Below are 20,157 nucleotides of genomic sequence, written 5' to 3' on the forward strand. Positions count from 1 at the left end.
ATAGCAATCACTCTTTCATTTTCGGATCAAAGGCATCACGCAAACCGTCTGCCAGCAAATTGAACCCAATCATAATCACAGACAAGGTCACAGCCGGTACCCACATTTGGTAAGGCAGGAACAAGAAGGTTTTGTAGCCATCGCTTAGTAGCATCCCTAAAGATGCTGAAGGTGGTTTTAATCCTAGCCCAATAAAGCTTAGGAAGGCCTCGAAGAAAATCGCCGAGGGAATACTGAACATCATTTGTACGATGATCACGCTGGAAATATTTGGTAATACGTGTTTCATCGCAATCTTAAGACGGCTTTCCCCCAGCGTTGTTGCGGCTAAAACGAATTCCTGATCTTTCAGTTTCATTGTTTGGGCCCGTACGATCCGCGCCATTGGAATCCAGTTAGTGATCGCCATTGCTGCCACGATCGAGAAGATCCCAGGTTCGAAAACTACCAGCATTAAGATCATTACCACCAAGTTGGGAATACCTGATAAGATTTCTAGGAAACGTTGCATCACATTATCGATTCGTCCACCTAAAAGACCAGAGATCAAACCATAGGTTACACCAAAGATGATATCTAGCATCGCTGCGATAAACGCAATCAATAAGGAGATACGTGTCCCTACAAATAGACGACTCAATAAGTCACGACCTAATCCATCCGTTCCTAAAAGGAAATATGTCCCGTCAGGTACATTGGCAGCTGCATACTTATCTACTAGCTCGCCTCCCACCATCGCATAGCCGTTTAAGCCATTGATGTTGATACCGGGAATTTTCGGCGGCAGATTTGTAAAGGTCACATTTTGCGCGGTCGGATCATGTGGCGAGACAAAAATGGTAATGATTGAGATCGTAATAATGATCAGCAACAAAACGATTGAGAAAACAGCGGCTTTGTTCTTTTTCAAACGACGCCACGAATCTTGGAAAAAGGTTAATGAGGGGGTTGCGATCGCTTCACGCTCTTCATTGGTATTTTTTTGTAACGGTTGAAATTTGGCTGCATCGATGGCAGCAACATCATTTGCTGTGTAAGGTTTCTCTGCCATTAGCCACGACTCCCTTCTGAAACTCGGATCCGCGGATCAACGATTCCATATAAAATATCAACAACAAGAATCACAAAGACCAACATTGCGGAATAAAGGATCGTTACCGCCATGATCGTCGGATAGTCATTGGTCATGATTGATTTTACGAACTGTTCACCGATACCCGGGATCGCAAAAATATTTTCTACGACAAGGGAACCAGTCATCAAACCGACAGCTAGCGGTCCTAACAACGTCAATAACGGAATCAAACTATTCCGCAAACCGTGCTTGAAGGCAATTTCCCAGCGGCTCAAACCTTTTGCTCGTGCCAACTCGACATAATCACTATGCAGCACTTCCACCATCTCGGTTCGAATAAACCTAGCGGAATCCGCTAACGGCGACATCGCTAAGGCGACGGTCGGTAAGATCGTGCTGGCAAAGGTCTCCCACTTGGCAATCGGCAAGATCCCTAGTTTGATGGCAAAAATATATTGCAGCAAAACGGCAAAGACAAAGTTAGGGATCGAACGCCCTAAGATCGCCACTAAGGTAGACGTTGTGTCGACCCAAGTATTTTGTTTCATTGCAGAGATCGTTCCTAAAATAATCCCAAAGAAGGTACCAAAGATGATCGCTTGTAGTCCTAGTTGCAGTGAAGGTCCGATTCTTCCTGATAATAAATTCGCTACTGGCTGGTTTTTAAATTGGAAAGAGATCCCAAAGTCACCTTTTAGTAGATTGGTCAAATAAAGCCAATATTGGGTAATGATCGGTTTGTCCAATCCTGCTTGCTCATTTAGCAAGGCAATTTGTTCTGGACTTAATTTTTCAGCATTCGTATATGGTGTTCCTGGCAAAAATTGCATCAAGAAAAAGGTGATCGTGGCAATCAGCCATAATGTTAAGACCATGTAGAACACTCGTTTCAATAAATATTTCAAAAAGCTGTTCACGCAGTTTCCCCCTTAAGTATTTTGACTTCTATTCAATAATTATGTAAATTAACATAGTACGAATCATTAAAAAGGAGTCAGATCATGAAAATAAAAAAAAGTAGTGGGCTCATACCCCTCCTATGCCTCGCAATTTCTGGCGGATGGTTAGCCATAAAAAATGAATTTTCCATAGCAGCTCTTTCAGATGCCCTTTTCTTGTGGGCGCTGTTCTTTTTGATCATTGGCGGTTTTTTATGGGTATTTGCTTCTGGTTTCTTTGACCATTTTCAATATTCCATGAAGAAAGCTTTTTCCAAAAATAAAACAGATTATCTGAAATTATCCCAAGTCGGCAAACAGAGTTACGCCTTTTGGTTATGGCCTGGTGTCTTCTTGTTATTCCTTTCATTGCTCTTTTTAATGATTGCTACTAGTTAATTTCACTCTTATATTTTTACTCATTGAAATGAGAAGCAAAAGGCTGAGACAAGAAATTGTCCCAGCCTTTTCTTCGGCATTTCAAGTCAACTACTCGTGATTATTCGATTGATGTCCACTTGTAGTCGTATTGTGCGCCCGCTGCGTGAGCAACAACACCTTTGACTTTTGTTGCACGTAAATGTGCTTCCGCTTTTTGATAAACTGGAATGACACCTTGTTCATTCATAATGATTTTTTCTGCATTGACTAAATCTTCCCAACGTTTGTCAGGGTCATTGGCATTGGTCGTACCTGCTGCTTTTACAGCTGCATCGTATTCTTCACTGCTCCATTGACCACGGTTGTATGAGTTACCTGTCGTAAACAAGTCAGTAAAGCTACTTGCATCGGCATAGTCAGCACCCCAACCGCCCATTACTGTATCAAAATCACCCGCATTTGAACGATCCAAACGAACAGAGAATGGAACTGGACTTAACGTGACTTTCACACCGTCCAATGTTTTTTCGATCGTGTCTTGCAAGTACTCAATGATTTTCTTGGTTGAGTCTGTATCAGAAGCTAAGATATCAAATTCTAATGAATCGATTCCTAATTCTTCTTTGGCTTTTTCCCAATATTCTTTTGCTTTCTCTTGATCGTAGCTAATGACGCTGCCAGCTGCTTCTGTGAAGTCTGTATGATCGCCAGGGCTGAAAGTCATGCCTTCTGGAACCAAACCACTTGAAGCAATTGAACCATCACCTAAGATCGATGTTACTAAGGCATCACGGTCGATCGCATAAGAGATTGCTTTACGCAAGTTTTCGTTACGGAAAGGTGAATCTTCATCACGTTGATTCAATTCTAAGTAAGAAGTCGTTGCTTCTGGTTGAGAAACGAATGCTTCGTCGTTAGCCATCTGTTGCGCCAGTTCACCTGTTAGGATGACATCATCTGCTTGACCATCTTGGAAAAGATTCAAGGCAGTTGAGGATTCTTTCACGACGCTTACGTTGATTGTTTGTAATTTAACAGTGTCTTTGTCCCAATACTGATCGTTCTTTTCATAAGCCCATTCTGTATCCGTTCCTGGCCCATCAAAACCAGTCAGGACAAATGGTCCATTATAAACGGCATTGTCGCTTGTTGATGCATATTGATCGCCATTTTCTTCCACTACTTTTTGATTTTGCGGGAAGAATGATGGGAATGCTAATAAGTAATCAAAGTAAGGTGTTGCTTTTTCTAGGGTGATTTCTAATTCATAATCCCCCACTGCTTTGATGCCTAGCTCTGATGGATCCGTATCGCCTGCCGTGATGGCATCCGCATTTTTGACTGGTGAAAATAGATACGCGTATTCTGATGCAGTTTCAGGTTTGACCGTCCGTTGCCAGCCATAGACATAATCCGCTGCTGTAACAGGGTCACCATTTGACCATTTCGCATCTTCGCGCAATTTGATCTTGTAAGTCAGTCCATCCTCGCTGACTTCAGCTGCTTCAGCTGCACCAGCAGGTTGTGGTGTGCTGTCAGCATCCAAACGATACAGTCCTTCATATACATTGTTCAATGCACTGAAGCTGATCGTATCGGTTGCTAATGAAAGATCCGCACTTGGCATTTCTTGTGAAACCACTACGTTAAATACTTGTTCTGCGTTGCTATCGCCGCTAGTTGCTGTGTCATTGCTTGAACTATTTGTTCCGCCTGTTGTACAGCCGGCTAACACCACGCCACACACAGCTACTAAACCATAGGCCCATTTATTTTTCATCCTGTCCTACCCCTTAATTGAATTAATTTTCAGAATAATCATTCGATTTCTGAAGTTAGATAAGATTTTAATTAATAATTATTAAAAAAGCAATCCCTTTTTCGATAAAAAACACCTTCGGAAGAAAGTTTTCTTGGTATTTACTTACCTTACTCTCATCAAACATTCGTTAAATGCTATTTTTCCTTTCTTTATTTATAAGAAATAAAGCGAAAAAAATAATAAAAAAACATGGTTAAATGTAACTTACATTCATTTTCTGTCTGCTTTTTTCATTTCAGTCATCAAAATGAGAAATGTCTGATAGAAAAGCAAACATGCAGAAAACAAGGATGATTTCTTATCAAATTCAGACAAAAAAGACCTGATCGCATGCTTACTGATCAGGTCTTTTCATTTTAAGAACTTTTGTTTTGTCCTCGAAAGGATGTCCTTCAATGATTAATGGATCGCGCCGCCAATCGCTTTTAAATCTTCTTTGTCGGCATAATCAACGATAGCTTCCACTGCTGCAGTTAATCCTTTGGCGATGTCTTCGATGCTCATTGCAGGCTGTCCTGCTTTATCGACGACTTGCTGAGGAATAAATGGCACGTGAATAAAACCGCCTTTCATTTCAGGGTATTTTGTATCGATCATGTATTGTACTTGATACATGATGTGGTTGCAGACGAAGGTTCCAGCAGTATTAGAAACGGCTGCAGGTATTCCTGCTTTTTTCATATTTTCTACCATTGCTTTGATTGGCAGTTGTGTGAAGTAGGCAGGCTTTCCTTCTGTTTGGATCGCTTCATCGACGGGTTGATTGCCTTCATTATCAGGAATCCGAGCATCATCCACATTGATTGCCACTCGTTCTGGTGAGATGGCAAACCGGCCGCCCGCTTGACCGATGTTTAAGACGACATCTGGGTGGACCTCTTCAATTTTCTCTTCGACGATCGCCGCTGATTTCCCAAATACAGTGGGGATCTCTGCTTTCACGATCTGTGCACCATGAATTGTATCTGGCAGTAATTTCACTGCTTCTAAGGCAGGATTGATTGCTTCTCCGCCAAATGGATCAAATCCGGTAATTAATAGTTTCATTTCCATCATCCTTCCATCTCTGTTTTACCACTAAAATGCCCAAAAGTACATTAAAGCGATGTGGATCACTAACAATAATAAAGCAATTGGGGCTTGTGCTTTAATGACACCATTAGGGTCTTTCATCTCTAACAAAGCCACTGGCAGTGCATTGAAATTGGCTGCCATCGGGGTCAGCAACGTGCCGCAAAAACCAGCGGTCATTGCTAAAGCGCCAGCAACAACTGGATCGCCGCCTTGCGCCATTACGAAAGGTACGCCAATACCGGCAGTTATAACGGTAAATGCTGCAAAGCCATTTCCCATGATCATAGTAAAGATCATCATTCCTAAACAGTAAGCCACGACACCGATAAAACGATTGCCTTCTGGCACGACGCCAGAGATTCCTTGAGAAATCACATCACCAACACCAGCAGCGTTAAAAATGACACCTAGTGCTGCTAATAACTGCGGCAAGATACCGGCAGTTCCGACTTGGCGAAGCATCCGGTCGGAATCGTCTAACACTGTTTTTGGTTTAGCGGAAGTTAGCACGACTGCCAACAAGAGTGCTAAGATCGACGCGATCCCGATCCCCACTTGGCCCCCTAATGGTGTATAAGAAATCACCACAGCGATCAATGCCAAGCTGATACATGGTACGAAGATCGTACTACCGATCCGTTTTGCTGACGCTTCGGCTTTTTCATCATCAACGTCGACGATTTTACCGATCTGTACTTGTTTGAAGAAGGTCAAACAGCCCATCAAAACGATCAAAATTCCGTCCACAAGATACGGCAAAAAATTTCCGAAAGCAAAGACGACCCCTAGCAGTAACCAAAAGGCAGAGGTGCCTAATCGTGTAGGATGGTCTGCTTCACGAAAAACCCGGACAGCCGTCATGATCGACAGCAGCCCAATCAAGATATAAAAGAATTCTAGTAATCCGTTAACGATTCCTTCCATCTATTTCTCCTCCTTCTTGCCATATTTTTTTGCTAATTTGCGATCAAAGAGCAAGTTCGATAACGTGGCAATAACTAAGACGATCAATGCGATCGGCAATGATGCTTGAGCGATCGAACTAGCTGCCACATCATATCCAAGTGATTGCAACGTTCCTACGATCAACAGCACACCAGAAGCAGCCACGAAGGTATTTTGGGCAAAGAAATTCCCGAAATTTTCATTAGCGGCAGCCCGAGCTTTGATTTTTTCCTGATCTTTTTCATCCAGTTCCCCAAATTTATTTTCCCCAGCAGCTTGCGCCATCGGGTTAACGATTGGGCGGATAAATTGCGTATGTCCTTGGATCCGAATAGAGAAAAAGCCAGCAAGTTCCCGAATAAATAAGTACAAACTCAAAAACTTCCCTGGTGTCAAGCCTTTGATTTTTTCAATCAATATGACGGCCTGCTGTTTCAAGCCAAAACGTTCCGACAAGCCGACCATTGGTAATGTCAACAAGAACAGTGTCACGAGTCGATTATTGACAAACGCTTCTCCTAACATTGTTAAAAAATCAACAACAGAAATTCCCGATACAAGCGCGGTGACAAAACCAGCAACGATTACGACAGCAATAGTATCTAGCTTCAGCAAAAAGCCGACTAAAATAACTAGAATACCAATTAATTTAATCCATTCCATCAAATCATCCTTTCACAGTAAGTTATTTTTAATGAATACCAGCTTTTAGTATAATCTATTTTTTTCTTGTAAAACAATGTTTTTTGAATTTTCTTTACAGGAATACGCTTTCTTTAAGGCGTTTTTTAATTGCTTAGATAATAAAAAACCAAAAGAAGAACTGCGCTTGTGCAGTCCTTCTTTTGGTTTTTTTTGTTTAAGAAGCAGAAGCTTCTTTTTTCATTTGTTTGCTTCGCAGCTGTCCGCATGCTGCGTCGATATCTGTCCCATGTTCTTTACGAATCACACAGTTGATGCCGTTTTTCTTTAAAATGTCATAAAAAGCTAACACATCGGCTTTTTTACTTCGAGCATATTGGTCATGCTCACTCACTGGGTTATAAGGAATCAAGTTGACGTAAGACAATTTCTTTTTATCCTTCAATAATGCTGCCAACTGACGGGCATGTTCCGGTCGGTCGTTGACATGATCCAGCATGATATACTCAAACGTGATGCGACGATTGGTTTTTTCTAAATAATAATCGACCGCTGCCATCAGTTTTTCAATCGGGAAGCTCCGATTGATCCGCATCATGGAGGTTCTGACTTCATTATTTGGGGCATGCAGCGAAATCGCTAGGTTCACTTGCAAGCCGTTCTCCGCAAACTCTTTGATTTTATGCGCCAAGCCGCTGGTTGACACGGTAATATGCCGCGCACCGATCGCTAAACCTTTTGGGTCGTTAATAATCTGCAAGAAATGCATCACATTGTCATAGTTATCAAAGGGTTCGCCGATCCCCATGACGACTACGTGAGAGACCCGTTCTCCCTCGTTGCGTTCATCAAAATAGTGTTGTACTAACATGATTTGAGCCACGATCTCGCCTGCTGTTAAATCCCGCTGTTTCTTTAATAACCCACTGGCACAAAAGGTACAGCCGATGTTGCAACCGACTTGGGTCGTCACACAAACCGACATGCCATACTCTTGACGCATCAAGACCGTTTCAATCATGTGATTGTCGGGCAATTGAAATAAATACTTGACGGTCCCATCACTGGCTTCTTGTACCACCATCTGCTTCAGGGGATTGATCACAAAGGCTGCCGTCAGTTTCTCAATCAAAGGTTTCGGTAAATTGGTCATTTCTTCAAAGCTGGTTACTCGTTTTTCATAGAGCCACTCCCACACTTGGTTGGCTCGAAATTTCTTTTCATTTTGTTCAGTTATCCACAAAGATAGATCTGATTTGGTAAGTCCATAAATCGATGGGTTCACTTTTTTCCCTCTTTTCAAACTAGTCGCTACATACTATAACTGAATTCTTTGTGAAAAGCAACCGTACCTTGGTTGTTTGTCAAAGCAAAACCGTTGCTCTACTGCGCTGGTTGATCATTTTTTCGATGCTCAATGTTCCCATCCATCACGCCATCTTACTTGAAATAGCTCTCACAAACATTTTAGTCATAAAAAACAAGCAGTGAATGAACCAACTCCTGTGAAATAAATGGAGCAGCTCTTTCCTGCTTGTTTGCTTTTCCTTGAAGAGATACTCTCTCATGGGCACTGCTTTCTTCACATGATCACCCTTCAAAAGAAAGGACTCGGCCTTCTTTGGCGGTCAACATCCCCCGTTGCGGTGGCTGTAGCTGTAAATAAAGCTGGAGTGACATTTCTAATATCAGTTCTTTGTCTCCTTGTTGAAAAACGCCGTAATAATGGGTCTGTTCCCGTTTCTCTTCATATGTATGACTGACAAGGTAATACCCTTGTTCCATGGTTTCGTTGCGCTTTTTGGTTTCTGAAAGAAAACGGCGAATATGTTTATAAGTAAAGAGAATCAATAAAATGACAACTACTATTAATACTACATACCCCATTGCTTGTTTTACACCTCGATCGTTGATGTAGCAAAGGTCGGCTCCACACCAATACTGATCATCAAAGCAGCATCGACTTCACACATCACTTTATCGTCTAAATGACAAACTTTTTCTTTCAACCGACTTTTGTCGATCGTGCGGATCTGTTCCATCAAAATGACGGAGTCTTTGCCAATCCCTGTGCAAGAAGCGGAAATCCCAATGTGGGTTGGTAATTTCGGCTTCGCCATTTTTGCCGTGATCGCCGCAATGATCACGGTGGGACTGAAGTGATTGCCCAAGTCATTTTGAATGATCAAGACCGGTCGTATTCCGCCTTGCTCCGATCCAACGACTGGTGAAAGATCGGCAAAATAAATATCTCCCCTTTTTACCATAGGACCACCCTAACTTTTATATTCTCGCGGAACCCTTGCTGAGAGGGTGCACGCTACTTCATAGTGAATCGTTTCTAACTGGTCTGCAACATCCTGCATCGTAATTCGTTTCCCATGATTCTCACCAATCAACGTGACCGTTGTACCGACAGCAAAGGCTCGCGGCAAACGAATCATCAGTTGATCCATACACACCCGACCGACGATTTCACAAGGTTCGCCTTCTACTAAGAGTGAGAAGCCTTGCATTTTTCGTAACCAGCCATCCGCATAACCGATAGGCACAGTGCCGATCCATTCCTGACGGGGCGTGATATATGTCTCACCATAGCCAATCCCCGCTCCTTTTTCAAGTAATTTCACTTGGATCAGTTCAGAAACAAGTGAAAGGGCTGGTTTTAAGGAAAATGGTTCCTTCAATGCATGACCTGACGGATTCAATCCATACATCGCGATCCCAAAACGGACCATATTCCCAACGGCCTCTTTGTGCCACAAGGAGGTCGCGCTATTGCCTGTATGTATATATGTCGGCAAATACGGCAAAACAGTTAAGACTTCTTTAAACCGCTGGTGCTGTGTTTCCCAATAAGTTGTATCAGCTTGATCGGCTGTGGAGAAATGGGTAAAGATTCCTTCCCAATCAAATGTGGGATGAGTTTCCAACCAAAGAACGGCTTGAAGCACTTCTTCTGGGGTCAAAAAACCGATTCTCCCCATGCCGGTATCCACTTTGACATGTACTTTAAGCGGTGTCTTTATAGGATTCTCTTCCAAATAAGTACCGGCTTCTACCAACCAGTCCATCGAAGCGACTGGAAAAGAAAAATCGTATTCTGCAAGTAAGGGAATATCTTGCACGTTCACAACCCCTAAAATCAGCAGCGGGTCAGTGATTCCTGCTTCTCGCAATTCGATTGCCTCATCGATCGTCGCAACGCAAAAACCGGCTGCACCGCCTTCTTTGGCTGCTTGAGCAGCTTGTACCGCTCCGTGCCCGTACCCATTAGCTTTTACCACCGCAAAAAGAAACGTCTCGCTTGGTAAGTGAGCAATCTCATTTTTGATGTTTTCGGTAATCGCGGTCGTATCAATAATCGCTTTCGTTGGTCTATGGTAAGCAACCACCATTTCCAGTTCCTTCTTTCTACTAATGCTTGATCAGACAAACAAATTAAGTTGGTTTTATGTAGTCGGCTGTTCGTCCATAAAGTATCGTCGTTTTTTCACCAAGTGACGACTTCCACTCAGGTTACTCACTATCCGATACTTCTAAGATAATTTGTGCAAAGGCAGTATCATTTGTATGGGTGATACTGACAAACGTTTTTTCTAAAGGGTGCGGTGCTTTGGTAACGATCGGTGCACCGAATTCATTGGTCAAGACTTCAATATCATGAAAAGAAACTTTGCCGATCCCCGTCCCCCAAGCTTTGGAGAACGCTTCTTTGCAGGCATAGCGCCCCCCGAGGAACTCTACCTGACGTTTCAGGGGCAAACGGGCAAATAATTTTGCTTCCTTCTCTGTTAAAATACGCGTTATAAACTGAGGTTTTTTTTCAATTAATTCTTTCATTCGAGGCAGCTCGACTGCATCGATCCCGATTCCTTTAATCATTCTTCTCGCTACCTTTACTTAAGATAGGGGTTTCCAAATTGGAATTGGCCCTTGTTTAGCTAGTTACCATTCTACCAAAAAAATGGCGAATTACCATTCAAATCTGACGAGTTTATACGGAGATTAAGATTTTCAATTGCTCGTATTTGTTTTTTATATAAAAAAGACCTTGCAAGTTTCCTTACAAGGTCCACAAACTCAATTAGTCTTGGTTATTTCTGATAACGAAACCGCGTTTTTTGTCGTTGCTACGGCGATTGTTTTTACGGGCACCATCTTTTGAATAGTTACCACGGGCTTTATTGCCGTTGCCGCCGCCACGGTTCCCACCGTTTTCTTTGCGGTTACGATTGCCGCCATTGCTGTTATTGCTGCGACGTCCGTTTTTATTGAATGATTTTTTTCCTTGAGGTAATGGGCGTTCTGGTGTAATTTTGACTGGTTCTAAATCAGCTGGATCTTTCGCCATTGTTTTTAGAAGCAGTGCTGCTAAATCTTGTGCAGAATAACGTTCCAAAAGATCGTCGGCTGCTTGCAAGTATTTATCCAAACCATTTTCATCCAATTTTGTTTCAACAGATTCGATTGCGGCACCTAATTGACCTTTAAATGCTTCTTTTTCGGTTGGTGGGCGCATTGGTGTCATCCGTTTTTTCGTTAAGTTTTCAATGACATGCAAGTAGCTCATTTCGTTTGGTGTAACGAAAGTCACTGACATTCCGCCTTTTCCGGCACGACCTGTACGTCCGATCCGGTGAACATAGCTTTCAGGATCTTGAGGGATATCGTAGTTGTAAACGTGTGTAACACCAGAAATATCTAATCCGCGAGCTGCTACGTCTGTGGCAACTAAGATATCTAATTGACCACTCTTAAATGAACGTAAAACGCTCATCCGTTTTTGTTGAGAAAGGTCCCCATGAATGCCTTCAGCTTTGTAGCCACGGGCTTCTAAACCACGTGCCAATTCATCAACACGACGTTTCGTACGACCGAAAACGATCGTCAATTCTGGTGATTGCACATCCAACAAACGAGTCATGACATCGAATTTTTCGTAATCTTTTGAGCGAACATAGTATTGATCAATCAAATCAGCGGTCATTTCTTTGGCTTTGATTTGAACATGTTCAGGCTCTTTCATGAATTTCACGCCGATATTTTTGATTGCTGGCGGCATTGTTGCTGAAAATAGCAACGTTTGACGAACATCTGGCACTTGGCTGATGATTTTTTCAATATCTTCCAAGAAGCCCATGTTCAACATTTCGTCTGCTTCATCTAATACAAGCGTTTCAACCGTACCTAATTTTAAGGTGTGGCGGTTGATATGGTCTAACATACGTCCTGGCGTACCAACTACGATATGGGGACGATCTTTTAATTGACGGATTTGACGGCCAATATCGGCTCCACCGTAAACTGCTTGAACGCGAATTTTTTTGTCTTTACCAAGACGATACAATTCTTCTTGGGTTTGGATCGCTAATTCACGGGTTGGGGCAATCACTAATCCTTGTAGTTGATGGTTCGCTGGGTCGATTTTTTCTAACATTGGCAAACCAAATGCGGCGGTTTTACCAGTACCGGTCTGTGCTTGACCGATCACGTCTTTGCCTGCTAAGGCTAATGGAATCGTTGCTTCTTGGATGGGTGTTGCTTCTTCAAAGCCGGCACGCTCAACAGAAGTCAATAATTCGTTGGATAATTCTAGATCTTTAAATTTCAAATGGATCCTCCTAGGCTGGTCATCTTTTCGATGCCTGTTTTTCTATCATCGAAGCGTAGGTTAGTTCTTCAGAAACACAAGAGTAGTCCCATTTACTCTTATCTTTCTCTCGGTACCGAAAAACCGCTTCACGAAGGCATTATAAAAGGCTAAAACAAGTGTTGTTTGTCTCAGCCATCATTTTATCTCAAAACGTCAATGTTTTTTACAGTAATCATTCTGTGCTTCATCTTTCGGCGTTAGATAAGTATAACACGTTTTGAAAGTTTCAGCAAGATTTCAACTCCGCTTTACATTCCTTTTAGTGCATCAACGACTTCGCTCAAGCCCATGCCATTGCTCCCTTTGATTACCAAGCTGTCGGAAGGTTCTAAAGTTTCCTTTAAGGAGGCGATCAGTTGTGGTTTTTCATCTGTCGCAAAATAGCGCACCTTGTCAGCAAGTGGTGACTGAGCTAGTCGTTTTTGCAATGCTTGCATTTCTTTGCCATAAAGAAAAACTAGTTGGAACGAGTCATCTAAATGTGCGGCCATCTGCTCGTGCATTTGTGCAGAATCTGGTCCTAATTCAAGCATATCTGCCAATACGGCGATCCGTCTTCCTTCTAACGGCAATTTGCGGAAACTATCCAATACGAGACCCATGGCAGTCGGATTGGCATTGTAAATATCGCTCAAAATCGCTGCTCCATTACCGGCAGTCACCCATTGGGTCCGATTTTTCGTTAATTGAAAATGCGCCAAGCCCTCCTTGATGGCTTCATTTGATACACCAAAATGACGTCCTAAACCAATCGCGATCAAGGCATTTTTGACATTATAACCGCCTAATACCGGTAAGGTAAAAGTCGTACCTGCTACCGTAAAAATCGTTTGATCTTGCGATTCCTCTACGATGTCTCCTTGCAGATCTCCCTCTGTTAAGCCAAAAGTTTCAATGGTCTGCGTCAAGTTAGGAACAAAGGGGTCTAACAATGGTTCATCCACCGGCATCATAAAGAAGCCGTCTTTTTTCAATCCTGCGGTGATCTCCATTTTGGCTTTGGCGATCCCTTCTCTGGACCCTAAGTTTTCAATGTGGGCTTCGCCAATCAAAGTGATCGCCGCTGCATCAGGTTCTGCTAAGCGCGAAAGGACTTCGATCTCTCCTGCATGGTCCATTCCCATTTCTAAAATCAACACTTGCGTATCTTCTGGTGCATGCAAGATAGTCAAAGGCACGCCTAGTTCATTGTTATGGTTACCTTGAGTTTTGTAGGTCTGGTATTTTTGTGCCATAACCGCGTCTACCATATCTTTTGTGGTTGTTTTCCCATTACTTCCGGTAATAGCGATGATTTTTGGCGCAAGTTTTTCTTTGTAGGCTCGTGCTAACTGTTGGAACGCTTTGACAGTATCCTTGACGGGGATCACAAGGATGCCTTGCGGTGGTTGGATGGTGGGATGACTCCACAATGTCGCGATCGCACCATTGTCTTTGGCTTGTTGGGCAAATTCATGTCCATCCCGAGTCCCCGCCAAGGGAACAAAAAGACTGTTTTCTTTGATTAGACGGCTGTCAAACTCCACAGAGGCAAGTGGTGTCTCATTTTCAATTGGCTGACCAAATACGGCAGCGGCTTCTTTTACAGTAAAATTCATCAGTTTCGCTCCTTTTTTACAAAAAAAGAAAGCCCAAGATCGCTTCAAGTATTTTCCTTGAGTTGAGCTGGCTTTCTTCCTGCTATTTATTCTGCTTCGTTTTCGTTTTCTGCTTCCGTTTCGGTTGCTTCTACGTTGGTCAAGAACGAACGTCTTTGATTGAAACGATTCATCCCTAATTGGATCAATTCTTCAATCAAATCCCCATAAGGCAAGCCGGTCTTCTCCCATAACAGTGGGTACATGCTAAATTCAGTGAACCCTGGCATCGTGTTCAGCTCATTTAAAAAGAGCTCATTTTTATTAGTCAAAAAGAAATCACAACGGCTCAACCCACTGCCGCCCAACATCGTATAGGCTTTTTTCGCAAACTCTTGGGCTTTGGCTTGTGTTTCTTCGGGAATTTGTGCAGGAATCTGCATCTCGATTCGGTTGTCAATGTATTTGGAATTGTAATCATAAAACGCAACATCTTTTACGATTTCTCCCGGCATGGTGGTCCGCACGTCTTCGTTTCCAAGAACAGCGACTTCGATCTCACGGGCTTCGATTCCTTGTTCAACGATCGCTCGGGTATCGTAGCGATACGCTTCTTGCAACGCATTTTGCAGTTCTTCGCGGTTCTCGGCTTTCGAGATACCGACACTTGATCCCATGTTGGCTGGTTTGACAAACATCGGATAAAGGAGACTGCCTTCGCATTGATCGAAAATCTTTTTCGGATTTTCTTTCCACGCATTTTTCAAGACTGGTACATACGGAACTTGCGGAATTCCCGCAGCTTGCAAGATGTACTTGGTCATGATTTTGTCCATCCCACAGGCACTAGTCAAGACACCAGCACCGACATAAGGCATTCCGATGGTTTCTAAAAACCCTTGGATCGTGCCGTCTTCGCCGTTTGGTCCATGGAGCAATGGAAAGACGATCGCGTCTTCTTCATAGATGGCCCCAGGTGAAATTTCTTCCCTTTTGGTCTCTTCGTTGGTCAATGCCAAAGTATCTGGTGACGTTGGCGCCTCAGACAATAATGGGCCTTTTAACCAGCGTCCTTCTTTAGTGATCATTACTAATTGAACTTGGTAGTAATTATAATATACAGCATTAACAACTGAAAAAGCGGATAACAGTGATACCTCATGCTCTGCACTGCGTCCCCCGTATAATAAAATGATTTTCAAAAGAATTTCCTCCTGTATTCATTGATTCTACCAAACTAAGTCTTCCACATTTTAGCACAAAATCGACCAACCGGCATTAAATCTTGCAGAAATTTCTTTAAGCTTACACAGTCGTTAGTTGAATGTTTTTCATTTTGTCAGTACTATGAATATATCACGGCACGTTTAAAGAGGTGGGACCTATGACAGAACAAACTGCTCCTTCTAGAAAAGGACGATTAAAACAAATCCTTCAAGTCTTTTTGAAATACAAAGTCGTTCAAAATATCAGCAAACAGCAGCATCCCGAAATGGTGCGTCAAGCGTTTGAAGAATTAGGACCAACATTTATCAAAATCGGGCAGATGCTTTCGGTCCGCAATGACCTGCTTTCCAGCACTTTCGTTGATGCCTTCAAGCAGTTACAAGACAATGTCAAAAGCGATCCATTTCCCAAGGTCAAAGCACTGCTGGAAGCAGAACTACAGCAGCCACTAACGAAAGTTTTTTCCGCTTTTGATGAAATCCCAGTCGCCTCAGCTTCCATCGGACAAGCCCACCGAGCAAACTTGATCAGCGGCAAAGAAGTGATCGTCAAAGTGCAGCATCCGGGAATCATTGCGGCGATTCAAGTAGATCTCGATCTTTTTGAAAAGGCTCTACCGTTAGTTCGTGCAATTCCAGAAGCCAATGTGGTGGATTTAAAAAGCGTGTTAAGCGAAGTCAGACGATCCCTTGCCAATGAAACGAATTTTTTGCAAGAGATGAAAAATGCGCAGGAATTCTACCGAAACAATCACCAAAACCCGCAATTGGCATTGCCAAAAGTTTATCCCGAATGGTGCACCCAAAAAGTATTAGTCATGGATTACATGGCCGGTGAAAGTTTGAACTGCTTGCTGACCCGCAGCAATCAAGATATCGTTTATGACAATCAGTCCGTGAAAGCAGTGAAAAAACAAGTGGGAACGCTATTAGTCGAAAACTTTATGAAGCAAGTCTTTGAAGATGGCTTCTTTCACGCTGATCCGCATCCTGGCAATCTTTTTTTACATGTCTTCACAGATCAAACCAACCGACCAAAACCATTCCAAGTCAAACAGCGCGTCGGTGTCCTCGGCGGTGTTGATTATTCATTGAAGTGGCAAGAAGAAGCGATTATGCCGCCTTACCAAGTGATTTTCTTAGATTTTGGGATGATGGGACACTTGGATCAGTCATTACGCAGTCGCTTAGCTGATGCATTGATTGCTTTGTATACCCAAGACACCCAAGAAGTCGGCAAAGCTGTCTTGCGTTTGTGCAACAGCAGCGGCAGTTCCTTTGATGAAGTCGCCTTCTATCAGGATCTTCAAAAATTTGTTGAAAACTACTATAATATGCCGCTAAAGGATATCGACTTGCAAAAAGTGATGGGGGAAGTCATCACGATCTGCCATGATAACCAACTGCAGATGCATCGAGACATCACCTTGCTGATTAAGGCTTTTGGCACCTTGGAAGGTGTGATCAAAGCCTTAGACCCCGAATTATCAATGATGGAAGTCACTCAGCCTTTTGCACAAAAATATTTCTTACAGCAGCTGAGTATTGAAGACGAGGTGAAAAAAAGCGCCTTGGCAACCGCAAAAAGCTTGCGGGCACTTAGCCATCTTCCTGATCGAACCTTGGCTGTCTTAGACACTTTTGCGACTGGTAAACACCGGTTAAATTTAGAGATCCGCGAACAAAAACAGCTATTGGATCGCTTTGATCAGATGGTCAATCGACTGGTGATCGGTATTATTCTAGCTGCGGTCATCCTTGGCTCTTCCTTATTGGTGGTCGCCAGCCCGCAACAAGGAGCCTTCGTCCATCAGATGGGGATCTTCGGATATACCTTGGCATTTTTCGCGATCGTAGCTTTAGTCGGCAAATACTTTTATGATCGTTTTCGTAAGAAATAAATAAGCACCTTCAATTCCCGTGTTTCATGCAGAAGCTGGGTCTTGAGGGTGCTTATTTTGCAAGGGTCTGTCGCAATTCGTTTTCAAAGATTCGTTTGAAGACTTCCCGATCCTCTTTCGTAAAGGGCTTCGGTCCTTTTGTGCGCTTGCCTGCTTTACGCATCTGCGCACCTAAGTAGCGTTGACCTAATAAAAAATCGATCGTTTCTGGCAAATACTCTGTACTGTTATGGTGAAAAACTCGTGCTTTTTTGGGCAAGACTAACGAGGCTAAGCCATAATCTTGGGTGACGAGAAAATCGCCGGGTTCTATCTCCTTCACGATTTCATAATCCGCGCGATCCGAGCCTTTGTCGACATAGACAAAGTGGACATGGGCGGGATAGTCTTTGGTCGTATAATGATCGACACTGGTCACGATCACTACCGGCAGCTGATACTGCTGAGCCAGTTCAATCACTTCATTTTTCACCGGCGAACCGTCGCCGTCAATAAAAAGCCGCATCTGCTTGCTCCTCTCAAAAGTTCCTTCTTTTACAATTACTTCTATTGTAAGAGGAGCACCTAGAAGATGCAAGCAGACTTTGCGGTATTTTCATTTCAGTCTTGCTCAATGAGGGAATAAGAATGACGATCTTTGTCTCACTAACTAGCAGTTACCATACGCAAAGCTCACCTTTCAATTTTAGAAAATGCTCGTTCCTTCAACTCATAAACGACATCGCAAGCCTTTGCTACTTCTTGTTCATGGGTCACTAAGATGATACATTTTTTTTGCTCATGGGCAATTTCTTGAAACAGTTTGACGATTTCTTTAGATGTCGTTTCATCCAAATTTCCAGTCGGTTCATCGGCTACGATCAGCTCATGTTCACAGCACAACGCGCGAACGATAGCGACCCGCTGCTGTTGCCCACCCGATAATTGGGTCACTTTTTTCAGTGCCAGCTCTTCCGTGATGCCAACTTTGGCTAAGTTGGCTAAAGCATAGGCCTTTTTATCGGCTTGCTGCGACTTCGCGATCGCCATGGCTGTGATCACATTGTCCAGTGCCGACATATAAGGCAATAGATTATACGCTTGGAACACGATGGAAACATCTTTGCGGCGGTATTCTCGCAATCCGATTTTTGCTAACGTTTCTTCATTGTAGAAAATCTTTCCTTCTTTCGGTGTATCTAGGCCCGTGATCAGTGACAGGAAAGTTGTTTTCCCCGATCCGCTGGAACCTAAGATCGCATACATCTTGCCAGGTTCAAAGGTCAAATCAACGTCACGAAACAGCGCTTCTGCTTCGCTTTGATACCAATATCCTAATTGTTCTGTTCGTAATGTCATGTCGTTCCTCCTAAGAAACCAAGATTTTTTTCGGATTCAACCGCAAAATGCCCGCGGAAGAGAGTAAGATCGAGCCAAAACTGATCCCTAGACCGAGTAATGCCAATAAACCAATTTGTTGAGGGGAAACGGTGATCTCCAAGGACTCCACTTCTGCTGATTGGGTGAAGGATGGGAAAGAACCACCACGATTTCCGCCCATTTGCGGCATCTCCCCGCCTCCAGGACCAGCGTTTTCAGTGGCTGCTTGATCAGTCGTTGTCTCTGTTTGTTGTGCCAATAATTGCTCTCCGACGGCATTCCCGACAAGATTGCCGCTAGCGGCCGCGATCCCTAAAGCAAACACCATACAGACAAAAATCTCTGTGAAAAACTGTAGGATCACTTTAGCCCGTGACTCGCCTAAAGAGAGCAATACACCAATCTCATAGCGACGTTCCCGAATCGACATCATCACGATCAACGTCAAAATAATGATACCGGCAGCAGCAACTAACACAATAATATTTTTTGCAAAGCTAGCGACATTATTCAATGGTGTCAGCATCGACTGATACATTTGATCGTTGGTTTGAATGCTGTAGGTTTCTGTATCGATCAACCCTTCCGCTTCTTCCACGAATGCTGTCATCTCAGACGGATCACTCAAGATATAGGTTGCTGAATCAATGGTGTCCTCATTGCCGCTCAACGTATTGGCAAGAGTATAAGAGGCAATGATCGTGTTGGCTGGGTTGAGAAAGTTAAACATTTGGCTCATGCTGTTGCCAACTTCACTCGTTTCATAGATTCCCTTGATCGTCACTTCTACTTCATTGTCCTCTGCATCAGTGATCGAAAACGTATCTCCGACCGCCAAATCATTCGCTTCAGCTAGTGAGGATTCGATCAGGACTTGGTTCGTACCTTCATCCTCAGAAGTAATTCCTTCTCCATCCGTGATCGTCGCTGTTCCTTCCGAAAAAGTCGTATACGCCGCACTGCTTGATACACCAGTGATTTGGAAATCACCCGTACTCATATTCCCACCAGGCATTCCTCCTGGCATACCGTCCATTTGCCCCGTCTCGCTGCTATCGGTTGCTTCTGACTCTGTCGATGAGTCACTGCTGGAGATCGGTTCGATCCCGCTGACGGCATCAGCAGAGGTGCTGACTTCAAAACTATATGAGGCAACCCCGTCTAAATCGGCGATCGCTTGGGCATCAGTAATCGCTACTGGTGTCGATTGAAAACTCCCTGGATCTGGTCGGGTGCTTTGGTCATCGCTGTCAGAAGAAGAGCTCCTTTGCTGAAAAGCCTGCTCGCGGTTTGCTTGCAACGTCACAGTTGCGCCAACACTTTTCTGGGCATTTTCAGTCGCTACTAGTGCCGCACTGCGAATCGTCAGACCCGCCAATACAAAAATCAAGATTGCAGAAAATACGGCGATCAGCAACAGGCTCCGGCCTTTTTTCGCCCATAAACTTTGGAGACCTCGTTTCAAAAAATTCATCTTTGTTCCTCCTGAATAGCTATTTATTGTCTTTCGACTATAAGGATCCTAGCTTAAATTGACCTTAAACCGTCTCCTGATTTTTTG

19 protein-coding genes are annotated in these 20,157 nt (G+C 43.3%); 2 read left to right on the forward strand and 17 right to left on the reverse strand.

Features of this window, described 5'->3' with window-relative positions:
- Positions 1–7: 7 nt before the first annotated feature.
- On the reverse strand, positions 8–1,051 hold the full coding sequence (locus tag CXM95_RS15425) for an ABC transporter permease (RefSeq protein ID WP_005233683.1): 1,044 nt from the start codon (positions 1,049–1,051) through the stop codon (positions 8–10).
- A complete protein-coding gene (gene opp3b / locus CXM95_RS15430; protein WP_005233681.1) occupies positions 1,051–1,992 on the reverse strand; it encodes an oligopeptide ABC transporter permease in 942 nt (313 codons plus the stop codon). The genes CXM95_RS15425 and opp3b overlap by 1 nt, the downstream gene beginning before the upstream one ends.
- A gap of 84 nt (positions 1,993–2,076) precedes the next feature.
- Here opp3b and CXM95_RS15435 point away from each other — a divergent pair, with 84 nt between their 5' ends.
- A complete protein-coding gene (locus CXM95_RS15435; RefSeq protein WP_005227990.1) occupies positions 2,077–2,412 on the forward strand; it encodes a DUF3899 domain-containing protein in 336 nt (111 codons plus the stop codon).
- Between the two features lie 100 nt (positions 2,413–2,512).
- Here the strand turns inward: CXM95_RS15435 and CXM95_RS15440 are convergent, their stop codons facing one another.
- The 12 genes from CXM95_RS15440 to CXM95_RS15495 form a co-directional block, all read right to left on the reverse strand.
- Positions 2,513–4,174 (reverse strand): peptide ABC transporter substrate-binding protein, encoded by a 1,662-nt coding sequence (locus CXM95_RS15440; protein ID WP_005233679.1) that lies wholly within the window; start codon positions 4,172–4,174, stop codon positions 2,513–2,515.
- A 441-nt stretch (positions 4,175–4,615) separates the two neighbouring features.
- The gene (gene pcp, locus CXM95_RS15445) at positions 4,616–5,263 is read right to left on the reverse strand and encodes a pyroglutamyl-peptidase I (RefSeq protein WP_008379428.1); all 648 of its coding nucleotides are present in this window, start codon (positions 5,261–5,263) and stop codon (positions 4,616–4,618) included.
- A gap of 30 nt (positions 5,264–5,293) precedes the next feature.
- Positions 5,294–6,214 carry a DUF979 domain-containing protein gene (locus tag CXM95_RS15450; RefSeq protein ID WP_005233677.1) on the reverse strand — a complete coding sequence of 307 codons (921 nt, stop codon included), beginning with the start codon at positions 6,212–6,214 and terminating at the stop codon, positions 5,294–5,296.
- Positions 6,215–6,898, reverse strand: coding sequence for a DUF969 domain-containing protein (locus CXM95_RS15455; protein WP_005233676.1), 684 nt, complete (start codon positions 6,896–6,898; stop codon positions 6,215–6,217).
- A 196-nt stretch (positions 6,899–7,094) separates the two neighbouring features.
- Positions 7,095–8,162, reverse strand: coding sequence for a 23S rRNA (adenine(2503)-C(2))-methyltransferase RlmN (rlmN, locus tag CXM95_RS15460; protein ID WP_010749104.1), 1,068 nt, complete (start codon positions 8,160–8,162; stop codon positions 7,095–7,097).
- 305 nt (positions 8,163–8,467) lie between these two features.
- Positions 8,468–8,764 carry a hypothetical protein gene (locus tag CXM95_RS15465; RefSeq protein ID WP_016612926.1) on the reverse strand — a complete coding sequence of 99 codons (297 nt, stop codon included), beginning with the start codon at positions 8,762–8,764 and terminating at the stop codon, positions 8,468–8,470.
- Positions 8,765–8,772: 8 nt separating this feature from the next.
- Positions 8,773–9,144: a type II toxin-antitoxin system PemK/MazF family toxin gene (locus tag CXM95_RS15470; RefSeq protein ID WP_005227961.1), complete on the reverse strand. Its 372-nt coding sequence runs from the start codon at positions 9,142–9,144 to the stop codon at positions 8,773–8,775.
- A gap of 9 nt (positions 9,145–9,153) precedes the next feature.
- Positions 9,154–10,275, reverse strand: coding sequence for an alanine racemase (alr, locus tag CXM95_RS15475; protein WP_101699364.1), 1,122 nt, complete (start codon positions 10,273–10,275; stop codon positions 9,154–9,156).
- 121 nt (positions 10,276–10,396) lie between these two features.
- Complete coding sequence (gene acpS, locus CXM95_RS15480) at positions 10,397–10,762, reverse strand: holo-ACP synthase (RefSeq protein WP_005233665.1); 366 nt, start codon at positions 10,760–10,762, stop codon at positions 10,397–10,399.
- 202 nt (positions 10,763–10,964) lie between these two features.
- Positions 10,965–12,491 (reverse strand): degradosome RNA helicase CshA, encoded by a 1,527-nt coding sequence (gene cshA / locus CXM95_RS15485; protein ID WP_010749100.1) that lies wholly within the window; start codon positions 12,489–12,491, stop codon positions 10,965–10,967.
- Between the two features lie 290 nt (positions 12,492–12,781).
- A complete protein-coding gene (locus CXM95_RS15490; protein ID WP_101699365.1) occupies positions 12,782–14,131 on the reverse strand; it encodes a UDP-N-acetylmuramoyl-tripeptide--D-alanyl-D-alanine ligase in 1,350 nt (449 codons plus the stop codon).
- 86 nt (positions 14,132–14,217) lie between these two features.
- Positions 14,218–15,312: a D-alanine--D-alanine ligase gene (locus tag CXM95_RS15495; protein ID WP_101699366.1), complete on the reverse strand. Its 1,095-nt coding sequence runs from the start codon at positions 15,310–15,312 to the stop codon at positions 14,218–14,220.
- A 182-nt stretch (positions 15,313–15,494) separates the two neighbouring features.
- Between CXM95_RS15495 and CXM95_RS15500 the strand changes: the two genes are divergently transcribed.
- Entirely contained in the window at positions 15,495–17,237 is a 1,743-nt protein-coding gene (locus CXM95_RS15500; protein WP_086298287.1) for an ABC1 kinase family protein, read from the forward strand.
- A 52-nt stretch (positions 17,238–17,289) separates the two neighbouring features.
- On the opposite strand, the gene CXM95_RS15505 is transcribed toward CXM95_RS15500, so the two are convergent.
- From CXM95_RS15505 to CXM95_RS15515, 3 genes are all read right to left on the reverse strand, one after another.
- Positions 17,290–17,742 (reverse strand): YaiI/YqxD family protein, encoded by a 453-nt coding sequence (locus CXM95_RS15505; RefSeq protein WP_008379406.1) that lies wholly within the window; start codon positions 17,740–17,742, stop codon positions 17,290–17,292.
- A 167-nt stretch (positions 17,743–17,909) separates the two neighbouring features.
- Complete coding sequence (locus CXM95_RS15510; protein WP_005233653.1) at positions 17,910–18,575, reverse strand: ABC transporter ATP-binding protein; 666 nt, start codon at positions 18,573–18,575, stop codon at positions 17,910–17,912.
- A gap of 10 nt (positions 18,576–18,585) precedes the next feature.
- On the reverse strand, positions 18,586–20,070 hold the full coding sequence (locus CXM95_RS15515; protein ID WP_101699367.1) for an ABC transporter permease: 1,485 nt from the start codon (positions 20,068–20,070) through the stop codon (positions 18,586–18,588).
- Positions 20,071–20,157 lie beyond the last annotated feature (87 nt).

This window comes from Enterococcus sp. CR-Ec1 (assembly GCF_002850555.1).
GTDB lineage: Bacteria > Bacillota > Bacilli > Lactobacillales > Enterococcaceae > Enterococcus_D > Enterococcus_D entomosocium.

Excerpts from the sequence above, each read along its gene's own strand:
- CXM95_RS15425 (WP_005233683.1), bottom strand. The coding sequence starts at position 1,051 with ATGGCAGAGAAACCTTACACAGCAAATGATGTTGCTGCCATCGATGCA.
- CXM95_RS15435 (WP_005227990.1), top strand. The coding sequence starts at position 2,077 with ATGAAAATAAAAAAAAGTAGTGGGCTCATACCCCTCCTATGCCTCGCA.
- CXM95_RS15440 (WP_005233679.1), bottom strand. The coding sequence starts at position 4,174 with ATGAAAAATAAATGGGCCTATGGTTTAGTAGCTGTGTGTGGCGTGGTG.
- pcp (WP_008379428.1), bottom strand. The coding sequence starts at position 5,263 with ATGAAACTATTAATTACCGGATTTGATCCATTTGGCGGAGAAGCAATC.
- CXM95_RS15450 (WP_005233677.1), bottom strand. The coding sequence starts at position 6,214 with ATGGAAGGAATCGTTAACGGATTACTAGAATTCTTTTATATCTTGATT.
- CXM95_RS15455 (WP_005233676.1), bottom strand. The coding sequence starts at position 6,898 with ATGGAATGGATTAAATTAATTGGTATTCTAGTTATTTTAGTCGGCTTT.
- CXM95_RS15465 (WP_016612926.1), bottom strand. The coding sequence starts at position 8,764 with ATGGGGTATGTAGTATTAATAGTAGTTGTCATTTTATTGATTCTCTTT.
- CXM95_RS15470 (WP_005227961.1), bottom strand. The coding sequence starts at position 9,144 with ATGGTAAAAAGGGGAGATATTTATTTTGCCGATCTTTCACCAGTCGTT.
- alr (WP_101699364.1), bottom strand. The coding sequence starts at position 10,275 with ATGGTGGTTGCTTACCATAGACCAACGAAAGCGATTATTGATACGACC.
- acpS (WP_005233665.1), bottom strand. The coding sequence starts at position 10,762 with ATGATTAAAGGAATCGGGATCGATGCAGTCGAGCTGCCTCGAATGAAA.
- CXM95_RS15490 (WP_101699365.1), bottom strand. The coding sequence starts at position 14,131 with ATGAATTTTACTGTAAAAGAAGCCGCTGCCGTATTTGGTCAGCCAATT.
- CXM95_RS15500 (WP_086298287.1), top strand. The coding sequence starts at position 15,495 with ATGACAGAACAAACTGCTCCTTCTAGAAAAGGACGATTAAAACAAATC.
- CXM95_RS15505 (WP_008379406.1), bottom strand. The coding sequence starts at position 17,742 with ATGCGGCTTTTTATTGACGGCGACGGTTCGCCGGTGAAAAATGAAGTG.
- CXM95_RS15510 (WP_005233653.1), bottom strand. The coding sequence starts at position 18,575 with ATGACATTACGAACAGAACAATTAGGATATTGGTATCAAAGCGAAGCA.
- CXM95_RS15515 (WP_101699367.1), bottom strand. The coding sequence starts at position 20,070 with ATGAATTTTTTGAAACGAGGTCTCCAAAGTTTATGGGCGAAAAAAGGC.